Genomic DNA, 19,281 nt, shown 5'->3' on the forward strand with positions numbered 1-19,281 from the left:
GTAGGAGCATACGCCCCATGCGAGCGGGGTTGGCGCGAGTGCCATGTCCTGTTGCAAGTGCCAGGTTTTGTTGCGCGTGGACGAGGGAATCAGACCGATGGAGGGACGCGCGATGCGGTGGGCACGCGATCGGCGCCCGTGTCCTGCATCAGGCACAACGCCACGGGCGTGTCGCGCAGCAGGTCCGCGATGTCCAGCGTCGCTGCCTGATACCGCCGGTCCGACACGATCTCGAGCAGGCCGCCTTCGATGCCGGATGGCAGGAGCACCCGGGTGTCCGCCCAATAGGCGCGGGCGGTCGCGGCATCGTCGCACGCATAGCCGGCGATGGCGGTGGCGCAATGGCGGGGCACGATGACCAGCAGCGCCTGGCGCGCATGGCGGCGCAGGAAGGCCAGCAGGTGCGGCGCCCGCGGGCCTCGTATCTCGACGGGGATCAGCGCGCCCTCGCGCAACAGCGCGGGATGGCGGGCGCGCAGCGCCAGCGTTCGCTGGATCAGGGCCTGCTTGATCGCCCCGCTGCGCCATGCGGCGGCGCGAGTGTCGATGGCGCCCTCGCTGGCCGTCTGCGCCAGCAAGGCCGCGCGCTCGCCATAGTCCACGGGCCGGCGGTTATCGGGATCGACCAGGCTGAAATCCCACAACTCGGCGCCCTGGTACAGGTCGGGCACGCCTGGCAGGGTGTTGCGCAGCAGTGTCTGGGCCAGGCTGTTGATCAATCCGGCGGGCGCGAGTTGCCAGGCGAAATCGCCGATTTCCCGCAACAGCCCGCGGCCATCGGGCGAGTCCACCAGATCGTCGAGCACATGGCGGGCCGCGCTTTCATAGGGCGCGTCGGGCGCGGTCCAGCGGGTGTGCAGCTTGGCTTCGCGCAGCGCCTTCTGCTGCCATTGCGCCACGCGTTCGATAAAGGCGGCGACGGCGCGGTCGTCCAGCGCCGCGGGCGCCAGCGCCAGCGGCCACGCGCCGACCAGCGTCTGCAGCAACAGGTAGCGGTCGGCGCGCGAGGGCATGTCGTCGTGGCCGGCGAGGCGGTCAATCCAGCCGCGCGCGCGGGCAATCCACTCCAGCGGGATTTCGGTCAGCGCGGCCAGGCGGGCGCGGCTGTCTTCGCCGCGCTTGTGGTCGTGCGTGGCCGTGGCCAGCAAGGCGTCCGGATGGCTGCGCGCGCGCGCGCCGCAAGCATCCAGGAAGGCCGGCGCTTCCAGGGAGAAGACGGCGGGGGATGAGCCGACCTCGTTGCGCGACAGCAGGGGACCATAGCGATAGAACAGCGTGTCTTCCAGGGCCTTGGCGGCCAGCGGCGGGGTCAGCTGCTGGAAATGGCGCAGCGCCCGCGAGCGCGCGCTGCGTAGCGCGTTGGCGGTGATGTCCTCTTGCGGCTCGCCGGCAGAACCGTCCAGCCACCGATCCAGCAGGTCGAGCAACCGGCCATCGGGACTGTCGGGCGGCGCGGGCAGACAGGCGCGCGCGCCGGCCAGCGCGGTCTGCCAATGCTGCCGATCGATCGCGCCGCGACCGCCATCCTCGGCATAGCTGCGGTAGGCGGGAAACGCCGCCAGCAATGCGCTCAGCACGCGGTCGATGGCGGGGGCGGTCCAGTCGCGGGTGCGCAGGTCCAGCCGCGCGATCCGGGTAAGCGCGCGCACCAGCACCAGCCGCTCCGCGGCGAAATGCCGCGCCAGCATCAACTGGCGTGCCTGCAGCAATTGGGCCGCTGGCGGCCGGCGATCGTCGGCGAGGGTCTGCCAGAAGGCTTCCAGCGGCGCGCGCGCGGCGGGCGCGTGCAGCAGCGCGCCCACCTGGTCCATGAAGTCATAGCCGGTGGTGCCTTCCGCCGGCCAGCGCGGATCGAGGGGCTCGCCCGGGGCCAGTATCTTCTCCACGATCAGGTAGGGCGAGGCCGCCAGCCCGGCCTGCGCCCGCGTGGACGCGGCCTCGGCCAGGGCGGCGCGCAACCGCCGCAGGTACGCGCCCGGCATGGCCAGGCCGTCGATATGGTCGATGCGCAGGCCGTCCAGCAGGCCCTCGCCGAACAGGCGCAAGGGCAGGGCATGCACGGCGTCGAACACGACGTCGTCCTCGACCCGCACGCCGACCAGTTCGGTGATCTCGAAGAAGCGGCGCCAGTTGATCTGGTCGGGCGCGGTGCGCCACCAGGCCAGGCGGTAATGTTGGCGCTCCAGCAACTGGTGCAGCCGGCGCCGGCCTTGCGGCGTAGCGGGCGCGTGGGCCTCGCAGGTCCTGGCCGGGTGCTGTTCGGGTTGCGGCGCCTGCTCCAGGGGGTAGTGCTGGCCGCCGACGGCGATGGCGTAGCCGTGGCCGGGGGTGTAGGCCAGCGTGATGGCGCCGTTTTCCAGGCAGATGCCGTAGGGCTCCGGCAGCACCGGCAGCAGGACCTTGCCGCGCAGCGCGGGGTCGGGGGCGCGCCAGTCGATGTCGAAGCAGCGCGAGTGCGGACTGCGTTCGCCATGGCGCAGCACATCGGACCACCAGGCGTTGGCGACGTCGGCGGCCATGTGGTTGGGCACGATGTCGGCGATCAACCCCAGGCCGTTCGCGCGGGCGGCGGCCGCCAGGCGCCGCAGCGCCGCTTCGCCGCCCAGCTCGACATTGACTTGGCCGTGGTCGATCACGTCGTAGCCATGGGTGGAGCCGGCGCGCGCCTGGGTGATGGGCGACAGGTACAGGTGGCTGATGCCGAGGGCGGCAAAGTAGGGCAGTTGCGCGCGGGCGTCATCCAGCGTGAAGCCCGCGTGCAACTGCAGCCGCACGGTGGCGCGCGGGCGGTTGTCGGAGGCCGGCTGGCGCGGGTCGGCGGCGCTCATGGCTTGCGTCCTCGCAAGGATTGCAGCGGCGCCAGGCGTTCGCGCACCGCCGGGTCCGCCAGGCAGTCCGCCGCCAGGGGCAGGCGCTGGCGCCAGTTGGGATGGCGGCTGTCCGCGCCCGGCAGGTTGGGCTGGTCCACCGCGCCGATGGCGTCTTCCAGCGGCACCAGCGCCAGCGGGCAGGGCGTGGCGGCGACGAACGCCAGCAGCGAGGCGCAGGGCGCCTGCGCCGGGGCGGGCGCGTCGGGCAACTGCGCATGGCCGCGCACGGCCTGCCACAGGCGCTCGCGGTCGGCATCGCGTTGCGCGCGCAGGTCGGCTTCGCTTTCGTCGGCGCCGAGCAGGCCCAGGCCGGCGCGCCAATCGAGGTCGCGGCCACGCCACCAGCCGGCGAGCGTGGGCAGGTCATGGGTGGTCGTCATGGCGGCGGCGAGGGGCGGCCAGGCATCGGGCGCGAGGAAAGTGGCCGCGGCGCCCGGGCCGGACGGTTCGCGCATGAACCACAGCACATCCATGCCCAGCAGTCCGTGATCGCCCAACGCCTCGTCAAAGCCTTCGGGCACGGTGCCCAGGTTCTCGCCGATCACCAGCGCCTGGTGGCGCCAGGCCTCCAGCGCCGTCAGCCGCAGCAGCGTGCGCAGCGGATAGCGCAGGTAGGCGCCCTCGCCGGCGGCGGCGCCCGCGGGAATCAGCCACAGCCGCGCCATGCCCAGGATATGGTCGATGCGCAGCCCGCCAGCCTGCGCCAGGCCGGCGCGCAGCAAGGCGATGAAGGCGGCATAGCCGGATTGGCGCAGCGCTTGCGGCGACAGCGCGGTCAGGCCCCAGGCCTGGCCTTGCGGGTTGTGGATGTCGGGCGGCGCGCCCACGCCGGCTTGGCGCACCAGGTCGGCCTGATGGCTCCAGGCATGACTGCCGGCGGGGCTGGCGCCGATCGCCAGGTCGGCGATCAGGCCCACGCGCATGCCCGCGCCCCTGGCCGCCTGCTGTGCCTGCGACAGGCTGACGGCGGCCAGCCATTGGGCGAAGATATGGAAGTCCAGTTCGGCGTCCTGCGCCTTTGCGAATGCGCGCGCCTCGGCGAAGCGCGGGTTGCGCAGTCCAGCGGGCCACGCGCTCCAGGCGCGGGGCGCGCCGGGCATGCGGCCCTGGTGTTCGTGCAGCGCCTCGAACAGCGCGTGGTCGTGCAAGGATTGCCCGCCGGCCGCGCGAAACGCCTGCAAGGCGTGGCGTTGCTCCGGCGTCGCCAGCCGTTCGAAGTCCTGGTGCAGTTCGCGCAGCAGCCGCTGGCGCGCGCGCGCGGCCTGCGGCCAGTCGATCAGGTCCTGGCTGTCCAGTGCCTGCAGCGCCTGTTGCGCCAGCGGCCCCATGCGCGCCAGCGCGGTGCGCACCGGCATGTCGCCCAGCACGGCGGCGGGATCGGCGTACAGCGTGTTCAGGAACAGCCGGCTGGAGGGCGAGTAGGGGCTGTATTGTTCCGGATCCGCGGCGAACATCGCGTGGACCGGACTGATCGCCAGCGCGTCGGCGCCCGCGGCGCCGGCGCTCACGGCGAGCTCGCGCAGCGCGCCAAAATCGCCATAGCCGTGGGTCGCATGGACTGGATCTTCTGCGCTGCGCCGCAGGCTGTAGACCTGCGCCGCCAGGCCCCAGGCGCGCGGCCGGGGCTGCCCCAGCAGCTGGGACGGCGTCGGCGCGCTGGCGGGCGCCACCGCCAGGAGCGCGGCGCCGATGCGCGTGGTCAAGGTGTAGTAGCCGGGAACCGGCGGGACGGCGACTTCCGGCATGCCGGCGGCATCCGTGGCGGTTTCCCCGGCCAGGGGCCGGGCATGCGCGGCGCTGATCTCATAGGGGCCGGCGCAGGCTGGCGGCATCTTCAACCTGCCGCCCGCGATGCCGACCAGCATGGCCGGCAGCCGCGCCTCGCCACGCGCGCCGTCCAGCCGCTGCTGGCTGTCGCGGATGTCGGCGTCGCTGTCGGCGGGCAGGTCCATGGCGCGCAGCAGGGCGCGCAAGGTCTCGGGCGCGACGACGCGGGCCTGCTGGCGGGCATCGGTCCAGTGCTCGGCCAGCCCGGCGGCCTTGGCCAACGCGGACAGCGCGGCGGTCATGGGGTGTTCTCCAGCAGGTAGACCGCGCTGTTGCCGCACACGCTGCCCGTGCGCAGCGCGTCGAAGGCGCCCGGCAGGGATTCGAACAGCAGATCGCAGGCCGTGGCGGCCGGCGACAGGTCGGGCGGCAGAGACTCGCGCGCGTCGCCCAGGTTGACGTAGAGCGAGAGCACGGCGCCGTCGCCCAGCCGCCAGCGGGCCAGCACGGTGGCGGCGCCCAGGGCCAGCGCGCCCAGGCTCGCCGTGCCGCGCAGGCGCGGCGCGATCAGTTGCCGGCGCAGGTGCAGCAGGGCCTGGTAGTAGGTGCGCCAGGCCCGGGCATCGTCGCTGTCTTCGGCGGTCCAGGGCTGGCTGCGGGTGTAGGTGTCGAGGGCGCCGGGGTCGGGCGCCGCGGCCGGGTCGTTGTCGTCGAATCCGTCGAAGGACGAGAACTCGCGCCGCCGGCCTTCGCGCACCGCCCGCGCCAGCGCGGGATCGGCATGGCTGGTGAAATAGAGGAAAGGCGCGGTGCTGCCGCATTCCTCGCCCATGAACAGCAGGGGAATCTGCGGCGCCAGCAGCTGCAGGGCGACCGCCGCGCGCAGGCGGTCCGCCGACGGCACCAAGGTGGTCAGGCGTTCGCCCCGGGCGCGGTTGCCGGTCTGGTCATGGTTCTGCAGGGACAGCACGAAGGCGGTCGGCGGCAAGTGGGCGCACGGCTCGCCGCGCGGCCGGCCGTCGCGGTAGGCGGAGGGCTGGCCCTGATATAGCCAACCCTGTTCCAGGCATTGCGCCAGCGCCTGCGCCGGATACCGGGTGTAGTCGGCGTAGTAGCCCTGGGCTTCGCCGGTCAAGAGGTGGTGCAGCACGTGGTGCGCGTCGTCGTTCCATTGCGCGTCATAGCCGGCGCCCAGCAGCGAAGCACGGTTGTCGTCGTTCTCCACCACCAGGTGCACGTGGCGTTCGGGCAGCTGGCCGCGCACGTGGCGCGCCAGTTCCTCCAGCCATTCGTGGCCGACGATGGCGTGCACCGCGTCCAGCCGCAGGCCGTCGAAACGGTATTCGCCAAGCCAATGCAGCGCGCTTTCCTCGAAGTAGCGGCGCACGGCGGGCTGGCGCAGGTCGATGGCCGCGCCCCACGGCGTGCGCACGTCGTCGCGGAAGAACGACGCGGCGTATCGCGGCAGGAAGTTGCCGTCGGGGCCGAAGTGGTTGTAGACCACGTCCAGCATCACGCCCATGCCCAGGCCATGGGCGGCGTCGACCAGCGCTTTCAGTTCCGCGGGCGTGCCATAGGCCGTGTCGGGCGCGTACGGCAGCACGCCGTCATACCCCCAGTTGCGCGGCCCCGGAAAGTCGGCCAGCGGCATCAGTTCCAGCAGGGTGACGCCCAGGTCGGCCAGGGCCGGCAAGCGCTGGCGCAGGCCCGCGTAGCCGCCCGCCAGGCCGACGTGGACTTCGTACAGCACGCTTTCCTCCCAGGGCCGTCCGCGCCAGCCGGGATGCCGCCATGGGTAGGTGTCGGGGCCGGTGACCAGGCTGGCTTCATGGACGTCGCCCGCCTGCTGGCGCGAGGCGGGGTCGGGGACCAGGAGCGCATCGCCGACGCGATAGCGGTAGCGCGTGCCCGCGCCGCAAGCCACGTCCACTTGCGCGTATCCCTGCGCGTCGGGATGCAGCGCGATCGGATCGCGTCCTTCGATCAGCAACGCCAGGCCGGGCGGCGCGGACGGGGCCCACAGGCGAAAGCGGGTGCGGCCGTCGGGCAGCGGCAGGGCGCCGAAGGAAAAGGGTTCGGGCCATGCCGTCATGGGGCCTGCTCCGGGATGTGGGCGGCGGCCAGCAACACCAGGCTCTGGGCCTGGACCGTGACCTCGCTCTCGTTGAGGGGGGCGGCCGCGGTCGGCGCGGAGGAATCCAGTTCGCGGATCCAGGCCTGCGTGGGCGGCGGCAGCGTGAAACTGACCGGTTCCGGGCCCGGATTGAGCAGCATCAGGGTGATGTCGGCGCTGCCGTCGTCGCGCAACGCGGCGCGGCGCAGGGCCAGGGCCTTGGCGGCGCCGTCTTCCCAGGAGGCCGGCTCGATCGTTTGGCCATCGGGGTTGAACCAGGCGATGGCGGCCACGCCCGGGCAGATCTCTTGGGCCGCATCGCCATAACGCGCGGCCCGCAGGGAGGGATGGCCGCGCCGCAAGGCCAGCGCGCGCGCCACCGTCTGGCTCAGCGCACGGCCTTCGTCGCCCTGGGCCTGGGTCCAGTCCAGCCACGACAGCGGATTGTCCTGGCAATAGGCATTGTTGTTGCCGTCCTGGCTATTGCCGAATTCGTCGCCGGCCAGCAGCATGGGCGTGCCATCGGACAGGCACAGCGTAGCCAGCAGCGCCCGCTGCACGCGGCCGCGCCGTTCCAGCACCGCCTCGTCTTCGCTGGGGCCTTCCTCGCCCCAGTTGCTGCTGTAGTTCTCGGAATGGCCGTCCTCGCCGTTTTCGCCGTTGGCCTCGTTGTGGCGGCCGTCGTAGCTGACCACGTCGCGCACGGTGAAGCCGTCGTGCGAGGCGACGAAATTGACGCTGGCCCAGGGGCGGCGGTGACGGCGGTCGAAGACGTCGCGCGAGCCAGTCAGCCGCGCCGCCATGTCGCCGCGCTGGCCCTCGTCGCCGCGCCAGTAGCGCCGCACGGTGTCGCGGTAGCGGTCGTTCCATTCGGCGAAGCCGGGCGGATGGTTGCCGAGCTGGTAGCCATCGGGGCCGATGTCCCAGGGTTCGGAAATGAGCTTGACGCCCGCCAGCTCCGGGTCCTGCAGCAGCGCGTCGAAGAACCCCGACCCCGGATCGAAGCCGGTGCCTTCCCGGCCCAGCGTGACGCCCAGGTCGAAGCGGAAGCCGTCCACGCCATATGACCGGACCCAGTAGCGCAGGGAATCGGCCACCATCTGCAGCACCCGGGGATGGGACAGGTTGACGGTATTGCCGCAGCCGGTGTCGTTGATGTAGTGGCGCTCTTCGCCCGGCACCAGGCGGTAGTAGCTGGCGTTGTCCAGTCCGCGCCAGGACAGCGTCGGCCCCAGTTCGTTGCCTTCGCAGGTGTGGTTGTAGACCACGTCCAGGATGACTTCCAGCCCGGCCGCGTGCAGCCGGCGGATGGCCTGGCGCAGGTCGTTGGGGCCCTGTTGCAGGTACGACGGCTCGGGCGCGAAGAACGACAGCGTGTTGTAGCCCCAGTAGTTGCGCAGCCCGCGCTCGAGCAGGAAGCGGTCCTGCAGGAAGGCATGCACCGGCAGCAGCTCGACCGCGGTGACGCCCAGGCGTTGCAGGTGTTCGATGAAGCGCGGGTCGGCCAGCGCCGCGCTGGTGCCGCGCAGCGGCTGGCGCAGGTCTTCGCGCAGCATGGAGGCGCCGCGCAGGTGCACCTCGTAGATGACGCTGTCGGTCCAGGCGGTGCGCGGCGGCTTGCTGTTGCCCCAGTTGAACGGCAGGTCCTCCACCACCACCGCCTTGGGCATGGCGGGGGCGCTGTCGCGCCGGTCCATCGCCAGGTCGGCGCGGGCATGGTTCAGGCGGTAGCCGAACAGCGCGTCGCTCCAGTTGACCGGGCCGCTGAGCTGGCGTGCGTAGGGATCCAGCAGCAGCTTGTGCGGATTGAAGCGGTGGCCATTGCGCGGATCGTACGGACCATGGGCGCGCAGGCCGTAAAGCAGGCCGGGCCGGGCATCGGGCAGGTAGCCGTGCCAGATCTCGTCAGTGCATTCCGGCAGGTCGAAGCGGCGCAGTTCCTTGCGGCCGCGGGCGTCGAACAGGCAGACCTCGACGCGCGTGGCGTTGGCCGAGAACACGGCGAAGTTCACGCCCAGGCCGTCGCTGGTCGCGCCCAGCGGATAGGGGCTGCCAGCGGTTATGCGGGTCAACAGGGAGGGATCCATGGTCATTCGCCTTCGTGCCTGAAGTAAAGGGTGGACAGGGGCGGGAGGGCCAGCGCCAGCGACTGGGCATGGCCATGCGCGGGCATCGGCTGGGTGCGCGCCCGCCCCAGGTTGCCGCCGCCGGCGCCGCCGTAGGCGCCGGCATCGGTATTCAGGACCTCTGCCCAATGGCCGGCCAGGGGGACGCCGACGTGGTAGCCGGTGCGCGCCACCGGGGTGAAGTTGCTGATCGCCAGCAGTTGCGCCGTGCCATCGCTGCGCAGGAAAGCGACCACGCTGTTGTCGGCGTCATCCAGCACCACCCAGGCGAACCCGGCCGGGTCGGCATCGCGCGCATGCAGCGCGGGCTCGGTCCGGTACAGCCGGTTCAGGTCGCCGACCAGGCGCTGCACGCCCTTGCGCGGCGGGTCGTCCAGCAGGTTCCAGTCGATCGGGATATCGTGATTCCATTCGGCGGCCTGGGCGATCTCGCCGCCCATGAACAGCAGTTTCTTGCCGGGATGGGCCCACATGTAGCCGAGGTAGGTGCGCAGATTGGCCAGGCGTGCGGCCGCGTCGCCGGGCATCTTGTTCAGCAGCGAGCCTTTGCCATGCACCACTTCGTCGTGCGACAGCGGCAGGACGTAGCGTTCGGCATAGGCGTAGACCATGCTGAAGGTCAGTTCGCCGTGGTGGTACTTGCGATGCACCGGGTCTTCGCGCAGGTAGCGCAAGGTGTCGTGCATCCACCCCATGTTCCACTTGTAGTGAAAGCCCAGGCCGCCGTCCGCCACCGCGGCGGTCACGCCGGGCCAGGCGGTCGATTCCTCGGCGATCATGATCGCGTCGGGGGCCTCGTCGCGCACCGCCTGGTTCAGCGCGCGCAGGAAATCGACGGCTTCCAGGTTCTCGCGGCCGCCGTGGCGGTTGGGGATCCATTCGCCGGGTTGGCGGCTGTAGTCGCGGTACAGCATCGACGCTACCGCGTCCACGCGCAGGCCGTCGACGTGGAAGCGTTGCAGCCAGTGCAGGGCGCTGGCGATCATGAACCCGCGCACTTCGTTGCGCCCCAGGTTGTAGACCAGGGTGTGCCAGTCGGGGTGATAGCCTTCGCGCGGATCGTCGTATTCGTACAGCGCCGTGCCGTCGAAACGCGCCAGGCCGTGCGCGTCGTCGGGAAAGTGCGCCGGCACCCAGTCCAGGATCACGCCGATGCCGGCGGCATGGCAGCGGTCGACGAAATGCGCGAACGCCGCCGGCGGCCCGAAGCGTGCGCTGGGTGCGAACAGGCCCAGCGGCTGGTAGCCCCACGAGCCGCCGAACGGATGTTCCATGATGGGCATCAGTTCAACGTGCGAAAACCCCATCGACGCGGCATAGGCCGGCAGCTTGTCGGCCAATTGCCGCCAGGGGCAGGCGCCCGTGTCGTCCGTGGCCAGCCAGGAGCCCGCGTGGACCTCGTAGATCGCGATGGGCGCGTCCGGTTCGTGGCGCGCCCGGCGGGTCCGCATCCAGTCGCCGTCGGTCCAGGGATAGGGGGCGCCGTCATCCACGACCGAAGCGGTGGCGGGCGGCAGTTCGGCGCGGCGGGCGTGCGGGTCGGCCTTGAAGCGGATGGCGCCGGTCGCGTCGGTGACCGCGAACTTGTAGGCGGCGCCCGGTTCGACGTCGGGCACGAACAGTTCCCAGACGCCCGCCTCGTGGCGCAGCCGCATCCCATGGCGGCGCGGGTCCCAGCCGTTGAAGTCGCCGACCACCGCCACCCGGCGCGCGTTCGGCGCCCAGACCGCGCAGCGCAACCCTGCGATGCCTGCGACCGTGGCGGGCCGCGCCCCCAGCCATTCGAGGGAAGCGCGCCAGCCGCCGGCCGCGAGTTCCCGCAAGGCGTCGGCGGGCAGCAGGGGGCCGAAGGCATACGGGTCATGCGTGCGCTGCAGCGCGCCAGGCCACTCGATGTCCAGCCGATACGAGCCGGGCTCGCCGGCGCGGCCGGGGCCGGCGGCGCCGCTGAACAGGCCATCGCCGTCATCGTGCAGCGGGTGGCGCGCTTCCTGTGGCCCAACCACGCTGACCGATCTCGCGCCGGGCGCAAGCACCCGCACCGTGCCGTCATGCGGGCCGAGGACGGCAAATGGGTCGCCATGCTGGCCGCTGACCAGCGCGGCGCGTTGCGCGGGGTCGAGCGCGGGCGGCGTGGCGCTGGCGGCGGCCGGCGGCGAGGAGGCGTTCGCGCGGCCGGGGGCGTCGTGGGGGGATGCGGGGCGGCGGCTCATGGCGTCGGGTCCTCGGCGTCGAGGGCCGCGTTCCGCAGCAGCGTGTGCGCCAGGCCGCTCAGGGCGCACAGCGGGATGGACAGCCAGTCGGGTCGATGGCCGGCCTCGTAGCCGATTTCGTAGGCGGCCTTTTCCAATTGCGCCAGTTGCAGCAGGGTGCGCCAGCGGGGCGCGGCCGCCGCGGCGGTCTCTTCATAGCCCTGCAGGAAGGCTTCCGCCGCGCGGGCGCGAAAGCGCGCCAACAGCGCATCGCGCAACTGCGATGGCGAGTTCGTCGCAACGGGCGACTCCACCGGCGAGGCGTTGGCGTCGGCCGGCGCGCCGCCCAGCGGGTCCTGGCGCGCCACGGCGGCCGCGGCGTAGTCGAACGAACGCAGCATGCCCGCCACGTCCTTGGCGGGCGAGGCCAGTTGCCGGCGCACCGCGAGCGGGTGGTCGGGTTCGCCCTCGAAGTCGATCAGGTAGGCGTCGGTCTGCGCCACCAGGACCTGGCCCAGGTGCAGGTCGCCATGCACCCGGATCAGCGGGCTGCCGGTGAGCGCCTGGGCCATGCGTTCGACTTGCGCCGCCAGGCGCTCGTGATGCTCGAACAGCCACTGGGCGCAGGCGCGCGATGGCGCTTCCAGCGAGTCGAGACGGGCGTGCAGCGCTTCGCTGGCGCGCGCGAGCTGCGCGATGACGCGGGCGGCGAAGGCGTCGGCCTCTTCCTGCGATGCCTGCGCCGGCGCGAAGGCCGGATCGTCGGTCGGCTGCGAAAGGACCTGGTGCAACTGCGCCACGCGCCGGCCGATGGTGGCGGCCAGGGTGGCATAGCCCTCCAGGCTGGCCTCGAATTGTTCCGGGCTGTCGCCGCCGAGCAGCGCCGTGGCCAGGGCGCGCTTGAGAAAGTCCAGGGTCCAGCTCCACGCATCGCCCTCATTGGCGATGAATGCGTACAGCACGGCCAGCGTGCAGGGCGTGCCTTCGCTGTCGGTGCGCCGCACCTCACCCAGCAGCGCGGGAATATTGGCGTAACCCGCGCGCGTCAGGTGACGCGTCATTTCCACTTCGGCCGACAGCCCGGGCTGCGCGTTGCGCAGCAGCTTGAGGATGGCCCGGCCGGCGATCACCACCGAGCTGTTGGACTGCTCGCCGCTGATCCACTGCAAGGCCGGCTCTGCGCCCAGGTCGAGCGCGGCCAGGCCCGGCTCGGCATGGCCGCGGATCACGCCGGGCCGCTCGCCCGCCTTGCCGCCCTGGCTGCCATCCCATTCGCGGCCGGTGCGCAAGGCGTCGACCACGCCCAGCACGAAGCCGGGCTGCAGGAAGGCGTCGGCCAGGATGCCGACCTCGGGCCCGCGCCGCACCCGGGCGATCGGGTACTGCACCGGCGCGGCCTCGTCCCACACCAGCGCGAACGGCACCTGCACCCGCTGCCCGTCTTCGGCATCGGCGGGCTCGGCCTCGGCCCAGTAATACTCCGCGCCATCGGCGCCGAAGGGCGTGGCGTAGGCCAGGCGCGCACGGGCCGGCGGCGTGGCGCCGGGAAACCAGCGCTGGCGCGCCAGGTATTCGGGCAGCACCTCGGTCTCCAGCGCGGCGCGCGAGGCGTCCGTCAGGACGGCGTTGGCATGGCCGCGCAAGACCAGCGTGACCAGTTCCGGCATGCGCTCGGGCAGGCTGGCGTGCCAGCCGGGCGGGGCGGCTTCGGCGCTCAGGTCCATCCAGTAGAAGCCGTAGGGCGGCAGTGTCAGCAGGTAGGGCAGTTCGCCGATCGCCGGAAACGGCGTGCCGCCCAGCATTTCGACCGGCACGCGGCCATTGAAGGCCTGCAGCGGCAGTTCGACCGGCTGGGCGGCGTTGGACAGGTTGGCCACGCACAGGATGGTGGTGTCGCGCCATTGCCGCAGGTAGGCCAGGATCTTGCGGTTGCCGGCCTGGATGAAGCGCAGCGTGCCGCGGCCGAAGGCATGGGTCTGGCGGCGCTGCGCCAGCATGCGGCGGGTCCAGTTCAGCAATGAATGCGGGTCGCGCTGCTGGGCCTCGACATTGACGGCCTCGTAGCCATACAGCGGCCCCATCAGCACGGGCAGCGGCAGCCGTTCGGGATCGGCGCGCGAGAAGCCGCCGTTGCGGTCGGGCGACCACTGCATCGGCGTGCGCACGCCGTCGCGGTCGCCCAGGTGCACGTTGTCGCCCATGCCCAGTTCGTCGCCGTAGTACAGCACCGGCGTGCCCGGCATCGACAGCAGCAGGCTGTTCATCAGCTCGACCCGGCGCCGGTCGCGTTCCAGCAGCGGCGCCAGGCGGCGGCGGATGCCCAGGTTGATGCGCGCGCGCGGGTCGGCGGCGTAGACGCTCCACAGGTAGTCGCGTTCGCGGCTGGTGACCATCTCCAGCGTCAGTTCGTCGTGGTTGCGCAGGAAGATGGCCCACTGGCAGGTGGCGGGGATGTCCGGGGTCTGGCGGATGATGTCGGTGATGGGAAAGCGGTCTTCCTGCGCGATCGCCATGTACATGCGCGGCATCAGCGGGAAGTGGAACGACATGTGGCATTCGTCGCCATCGCCGAAGTACTCCTGCGCGTCCTCGGGCCACTGGTTGGCCTCGGCCAGCAGCAGGCGTCCGGGATACTCGGCGTCGATGACGGCGCGGATGCGCTTGAGCACCTGGTGGGTCTCGGGCAGGTTCTCGTTGTTGGTGCCTTCGCGCTCGACCAGGTAGGGCACGGCGTCCAGCCGCAGGCCGTCCACGCCCATGTCGAGCCAGTGCCGCATCACCGCCAGCACTTCCTTGAGCACTTGCGGGTTGTCGTAGTTCAGGTCGGGCTGGTGCGAGTAGAAGCGGTGCCAGAAGTAGGCATTGGCGACCGGGTCCCAGGTCCAGTTCGATTTTTCGGTGTCGCAGAAGATGACGCGGGTGCCGGCATAGGCCTTGTCGTTGTCCGACCAGACGTAGAAGTTGCGCGCGGCCGAGCCGGGCCGCGAGGTGCGGGCGCGCTGGAACCACGGGTGCTGGTCGGAGGTATGGTTGACCACCAGCTCGGTGATGACGCGCAGGCCGCGCGCATGGGCGGCGCGGATCAGCCTGCGCACGTCGGCCACGGTGCCGTAGTCGGGATGCACGCCGCGGTAGTCGGCGATGTCGTAGCCGTCGTCGCGGCGCGGCGAGGGATAGAACGGCAGCAGCCAGATCGTGTCCACCCCCAGGTTGGCGATGTAGTCCAGCTTGGAGATCAGCCCCGGCAGGTCGCCGACGCCGTCGTCGTTGGAGTCGAAGAACGACTTCACGTGCAATTGGTAGACGACGGCGTCCTTGTACCAGAGGCCGTCGTCCTGGGGCGGGGTATCACTGTTCATGGTGGCAGGCTCCCTGGCGGCGTCAACCATGACGCGACAGCCGCCAGATGCGGTAGGGTTGATCGGGGGACAGCGCCACCTCGCGGGCGCCGCCTTGCCAGGATTCGCGCTGGCCGCCCAGCAGGTCTTCGGCCACCAGTTCGGCCGACCACGGCGGGCGGAACAGCGCGTAGGGCGGCTCGACGCGGGCGGTCTGGGGGTGGAAAGGGTCCAGGCTGATGGCCGCCAGGATCACGTTGCCCTGGCCGGGCGTGGTCTTGGCGAAGGCGATGACGCGGTCGTTGCCGCTGGCGGCCAGCGTCAGGCCGCGGTGGCTTTGCAAGGCGGGATTGGCGCGGCGCAACTGGTTCAGGCGCGCGATCTCGGCGCGGATGTTGCCGGGCTGGCGCCAGTCGCGCTGGCGCAGCTCGTACTTTTCGGAATCCAGGTATTCCTCCTTGCCCGGCACCGGCGCGGCCTCGCACAGCTCGAAGCCGCTGTAGACGCCCCACAAGCCCGACCCCAGCGCGGCCAGCGCCGCGCGGATGAGAAAGCCGGGGCGTCCGGAGGTCTGCAGGAACACCGGGTTGATGTCGGGCGTGTTGACGAAAAAATGCGGCCGGAAGAAATCCGCCGCCGGCGGCTGCGAGAGTTCCCGCAGGTAGTCCTCCAGCTCGGCCTTGTCGTTGCGCCAGGTGAAGTAGGTGTATGACTGCGTGAAACCCACTTTCGCCAGCCGGTACATCATCTTTGGACGGGTGAAGGCCTCGGACAGGAACAGCACGTCGGGATGGCGCGCATGGACCTCGGCGATCAGCCACTGCCAGAACGGCAGCGGCTTGGTATGGGGATTGTCGACGCGGAAGGTGCGCACGCCCTGTTCCGCCCAGAACAGCACGATATCGCGCAGCGCGCGCCACAGGCCGAGCTTGCGGGCGCGCTTGGGGGCGGGGCCGTAGAACGCCACGTTGACGATGTCCTGGTACTTCTTCGGCGGGTTCTCGGCGTAGCGCAGCGACCCGTCGGGCCGCCACGAGAACCAGTCCGGGTGCCGCGCCAGCCACGGATGGTCGGGCGAGCACTGGATGGCGAAGTCCAGGGCCATCTCCAGGCCATGGCCGCGCGCGGCGCGGACCAGCCGCAGAAAGTCCTCCAGCGTGCCCAGGCGCGGTTCGATGGCGTCATGGCCGCCAGCCGCCGACCCGATCGCATACGGGCTGCCGACGTCATCCGGCGCGGCCCGCAGGCTGTTGTTGCGACCCTTGCGGTTGGCCTGGCCGATGGGGTGGATCGGCGGCAGGTAGAGCACGTCGAAGCCCATTTCGCGGATGTCGGGCAGGCGCTGGATCACATCGTCGAAGGTGCCATGGCGGCCGGGCTCGGCGGCCTGCGAGCGGGGAAACAGCTCGTACCAGGCGGCGTGGACCGCGCGCGCCCGGTCGACCCAGACGGGGCAGGGCGCGGACAGCGATTCGAATGGCCGGCTGTCCAGGCTGCGCATGGCCTGCGCCAGCGCCGGGCTGAGCAGCATCTCGATCTGGTCGGCCTCGGGCTCTTCGCCTTCGCGCCGGGCGCCGCAGATCTTGAGGGCGCGCTTGACCAGTCCGGCGCCGGGACCGGATGCGCCGCCCAGGCTGGCGCGCTGGTCGGCCTCGCGCAGCCATTGCAGGCCTTCCTCGCGCTCGAGCCGCAGGCTGGCGCCGGCCTCGTGCTTGATTTCGAACTCGTGCTGGAACGTCGCCCAGACGTCATGCCAGGCGATGACCTGGAAGGTATGCGGGCCGATCCGACTCGGGCGGAAGGCGGCGCGCCAGCGATCGTTGCCGCTGGGCTCCAGCGGCACGCTGCGCCAGCCGGCTTCGTCGTCGGCGCGCCAGCGCAGTTCGGCGGCCAGTCTGTCATGGCCGTCCATGAAAATGTCGGCCTCGACCTCTACCTGCTCGTGGACGCCGCATTTGACCGCAAAGGCCCCGCCGTCGACCGCGGGAGTGACCCGCTCGATCGCCACGCGGGCCTGGCCGCCTTCGCCGCGCGCGGCGAAGGCCGTGCGCGGCGCGGCGCGCACCGGCGACGCGGCGGAGAGGAGATAGCGGGCGCAGCCGGCCGGCGCCAGGATGTCGTCGGGGGGCGTCTGGTCCTGCGGCGAGAGGTCGCCTGGCGGTAGCAGGCCCGCCGCCAGGTCCCGGTCCAGGCGCGCGGTGGCCTTGTCGTCGGGGTTGAGCGCCAGCAGCACCGCGCCGTCGGCGGCCGCGTCGCGCGCCAGCAGCGTGGCGCCGCCGTCGCGGCCCACCACGAGCCGAGGCGGGCCGGCCGTCGGCGTCTCCTGGAGCCAGGCGTTGATGTCGGCGGCGCCGCCGATGTCGTCGGCGAGCCAGCCGCGGCCGCTTAGCGCCGCGCTCCAGGCGCGCCGCGGGTCCGCGCCGGTCCGATGGGGCGCGGCCGGGTCCGCGCGGGGGCCGTCCAGCGCGCAGGTGGGCGCGATCACCGGCGCGATCGATTGCAGCCGGTCCCATTCCTCGGCCAGCCATGGCGTCCGGTAATCCCACCAGGGCAGCGAGGAAAACACGCCGTCGAAGGCCGCGTCGCGCAAGCCCGCCAGCATGGCGGGAGCCAGGCCCGGCGTCCAGGCCAGGCATTGCAGTTCGCGATTGGCCTCGCGCGATGGCGCGAACAGCGCGCGCCAGGCGTCCGGCCCGAGGACGGGCGGCACGTGCACCACATAGCCGCCCACGCCGCTGCGCGTCCAGCGCCGCAGCCGCGCGGCCCAGGCGGCGATGAAGCCGGCCGGCGGGCCTTCGCGCAATTGCCGGACGCCCCGTTCGCTGGCGGGCAGCCGCGGGTCGCGCGCGGGATCATCGACGGGATCGCGGTACCAGGCGTCGGGGGCCGTGTCGTCGTGGGCATCGCGGGCCACGCGTTGCAGTTCCAGGCGCAACAGCAGCGTCATGCCGTGTCCGGCGACGCTGCGGGCGTCGCGCGCCAGCCGGGCATGCAGCGCTTCGGTGCCGCCGTCGGCGGTCGCGGCCTGGTCGGCATCGCGCGGCGCCAGCGTCAGCGCGCCGGCGGGACACAGCCAGGGAACGGGCACCAGCACGGCGTTGAAGCCCGCGCGGCGCGCGCTCGCCAGCAATGACTCGCGGGTGCCGTCGCCTGTTGCCGGCAAGCCGGCCCGCGCGTAGTAGATGCGGGGCAGGCTGGCGTTGGCCGGAGGCGCGTGCGGCGTGGCCATGGCGGCTCCCTACAGCGGCATGGGGGCCGCGAACGATGCGGCCTGGCGCGCGCGCCGCGGGGGCGCCGCGGCGCCGGCCGTGGCCGCTTGCGGGGCCGCGCTGGCCGTGGCCTGCGGGTGGCCGCTGAGTGAATCGAACAGCGCCAGGTATTGGGCCATTGCCGGCCGCCAGCTGAAGTCCGCGGTCATGGCGTTGCGCTGCATGGCGCGCCATACGGTCGCGTGGCCGCGCAACCGCACGGCGCGGGCGATGGCCGCGGTCATCTCGGCGGGCGCGCTGCCGTCGAACAACACGCCGGTGGCGCGGGTCATGGCGGTCAGGGGTTGTTGCGGACCCGGATCCGCGATCGTATCGGCCATGCCGCCGACGCGCGAGCCGATCGGCAACGTGCCATAGCGCATGGCATAGAGCGGCGTCAGGCCGAACGGCTCGAAACGGCTGCCATGCAGCAGCACGTCGCCGCCCGCGTGCAGGCGGTGGGCGCCGGCCTCGTCATAGCCGATACGCACGGCGCAGCGCCGCGGATAGCGCTGGCCCAGGTCGCGCAGCGCGCCTTCCAGGTGCCGTTCGCCCTGGCCCAGCACCGCCACCTGCAACTGCGGATGCGCGTCCAGCGCCTGCGGCAGCGACTGCGCGGCCACGTCGGCCATTTTCTGGCCGGTGAGCCGGCTGCACATGATCAGCAGCACTGCCTCGGGATCCTCCCGCAGACCGTATTCGTGCTGCGCGGCGGCCTTGCACAGCCGCTTGTTGGCCAGGTCGGCCGGGCCGTAGCGCAACGGTCCCAGGTGCGGATCGCGCGTCGGATTCCACAATTGAGTGTCGATGCCGTTGGGAATGGCCAGCAGATCAGTCACGCGCTCGCGCAGGACGCCGTCGAGTCCGCAGCCGAACTCCGGGGTCAGGATTTCACGGGCGTAGCGCTGGCTGACGGTGGTGATGCGGTCGGCATAGCGGATTCCGGCCTTCATGAAATTCAACTGGCCCCAGGCCTGTGCGCCATCCTCGCCGCAGAAGGGGGCGGCAATGCCGAGCGCGGGCGCATCCTCGATCGGCGCCTGGCCCTGGAAGGCGAGGTTGTGGATGGTCAGCACACTCTTGACGTCTTCCACCCGCGCGGCCCGCAGCAGCAGGGGGATCAGGGCGGCATGCCAGTCGTGGGCGTGCACCAAGTCGGGGCGCGTCAGCCCGGGCAGCCCCTGGGCGATGCGCACCGCCGCGTGCGACAGGGCCGCGTAGCGCAGGGCATTGTCGCCGTAGGGTTGGCCGCTGTCGTCGAGGTAGAGGCCACCGCGGTCATAGAGCGCGTCGTTCTCCAGCAGCAGGAACGACAGCCCCGACTGGGGACATTCCCCGGCCAGCAACTGGGCGTCGCCGCCCGGCAGGCCGGCCAGCCGGGCCACCGGCCGCAGCGTCCGCAGCCGGTGCGCGACGCCGCGATAGGCCGGCAGCAGCAGCGTCGGCCGGGTCTGCGCCTGGGCCAGCGCGCGGGCCATGCCGGTGATGGCGTCGCCCAGGCCCCCGGTCTTTGCCAGGGGGAATGCTTCTGCCGCCACGATGAGGATACTTGTTGTCACCATGCTCGCTCCGGAGTCGGCGGACGGTCCCGGGAACCGGGGCCCTATCCGCAAGACTTACCGCTACG

8 protein-coding genes are annotated in these 19,281 nt (G+C 71.8%); all 8 read right to left on the minus strand.

The window, feature by feature from the left end; genetic code table 11:
- Window positions 1-89: 89 nt before the first annotated feature.
- From treY to glgA, 8 genes are read right to left on the minus strand one after another with little or no spacing between them, the layout of a single operon-like run.
- Window positions 90-2,828, minus strand: coding sequence for a malto-oligosyltrehalose synthase (gene treY, locus I6I07_RS17545; protein WP_198483044.1), 2,739 nt, complete (start codon window positions 2,826-2,828; stop codon window positions 90-92).
- A complete protein-coding gene (gene malQ / locus I6I07_RS17550; protein ID WP_198483045.1) occupies window positions 2,825-4,939 on the minus strand; it encodes a 4-alpha-glucanotransferase in 2,115 nt (704 codons plus the stop codon). The genes treY and malQ overlap by 4 nt, the downstream gene beginning before the upstream one ends.
- Window positions 4,936-6,729, minus strand: a complete 1,794-nt coding sequence (gene treZ, locus I6I07_RS17555; RefSeq protein ID WP_198483046.1) for a malto-oligosyltrehalose trehalohydrolase — start codon at window positions 6,727-6,729, stop codon at window positions 4,936-4,938. The genes malQ and treZ overlap by 4 nt, the downstream gene beginning before the upstream one ends.
- Window positions 6,726-8,837: a glycogen debranching protein GlgX gene (gene glgX / locus I6I07_RS17560; protein ID WP_198483047.1), complete on the minus strand. Its 2,112-nt coding sequence runs from the start codon at window positions 8,835-8,837 to the stop codon at window positions 6,726-6,728. The genes treZ and glgX overlap by 4 nt, the downstream gene beginning before the upstream one ends.
- A 2-nt stretch (window positions 8,838-8,839) precedes the next feature.
- Window positions 8,840-11,089: a 1,4-alpha-glucan branching protein GlgB gene (glgB, locus tag I6I07_RS17565; RefSeq protein WP_232625627.1), complete on the minus strand. Its 2,250-nt coding sequence runs from the start codon at window positions 11,087-11,089 to the stop codon at window positions 8,840-8,842.
- On the minus strand, window positions 11,086-14,427 hold the full coding sequence (treS, locus tag I6I07_RS17570) for a maltose alpha-D-glucosyltransferase (protein WP_198483048.1): 3,342 nt from the start codon (window positions 14,425-14,427) through the stop codon (window positions 11,086-11,088). The genes glgB and treS overlap by 4 nt, the downstream gene beginning before the upstream one ends.
- 22 nt (window positions 14,428-14,449) lie before the next feature.
- Window positions 14,450-17,635, minus strand: a complete 3,186-nt coding sequence (locus I6I07_RS17575; protein WP_232625628.1) for an alpha-1,4-glucan--maltose-1-phosphate maltosyltransferase — start codon at window positions 17,633-17,635, stop codon at window positions 14,450-14,452.
- 9 nt (window positions 17,636-17,644) lie between these two features.
- The gene (glgA, locus tag I6I07_RS17580; protein WP_198483049.1) at window positions 17,645-19,216 is read right to left on the minus strand and encodes a glycogen synthase GlgA; all 1,572 of its coding nucleotides are present in this window, start codon (window positions 19,214-19,216) and stop codon (window positions 17,645-17,647) included.
- Between the last annotated feature and the right edge of the window lie 65 nt (window positions 19,217-19,281).

This window comes from Achromobacter deleyi (genome assembly GCF_016127315.1).
Taxonomy (GTDB): domain Bacteria; phylum Pseudomonadota; class Gammaproteobacteria; order Burkholderiales; family Burkholderiaceae_B; genus Achromobacter; species Achromobacter insuavis_A.

Bases quoted from the DNA above. Each gene is read 5' to 3' on its own strand.
- treY (WP_198483044.1), bottom strand. From the start codon at position 2,828: ATGAGCGCCGCCGACCCGCGCCAGCCGGCCTCCGACAACCGCCCGCGC.
- malQ (WP_198483045.1), bottom strand. From the start codon at position 4,939: ATGACCGCCGCGCTGTCCGCGTTGGCCAAGGCCGCCGGGCTGGCCGAG.
- treZ (WP_198483046.1), bottom strand. From the start codon at position 6,729: ATGACGGCATGGCCCGAACCCTTTTCCTTCGGCGCCCTGCCGCTGCCC.
- glgX (WP_198483047.1), bottom strand. From the start codon at position 8,837: ATGGATCCCTCCCTGTTGACCCGCATAACCGCTGGCAGCCCCTATCCG.
- glgB (WP_232625627.1), bottom strand. From the start codon at position 11,089: ATGAGCCGCCGCCCCGCATCCCCCCACGACGCCCCCGGCCGCGCGAAC.
- treS (WP_198483048.1), bottom strand. From the start codon at position 14,427: ATGAACAGTGATACCCCGCCCCAGGACGACGGCCTCTGGTACAAGGAC.
- I6I07_RS17575 (WP_232625628.1), bottom strand. From the start codon at position 17,635: ATGGCCACGCCGCACGCGCCTCCGGCCAACGCCAGCCTGCCCCGCATC.
- glgA (WP_198483049.1), bottom strand. From the start codon at position 19,216: ATGGTGACAACAAGTATCCTCATCGTGGCGGCAGAAGCATTCCCCCTG.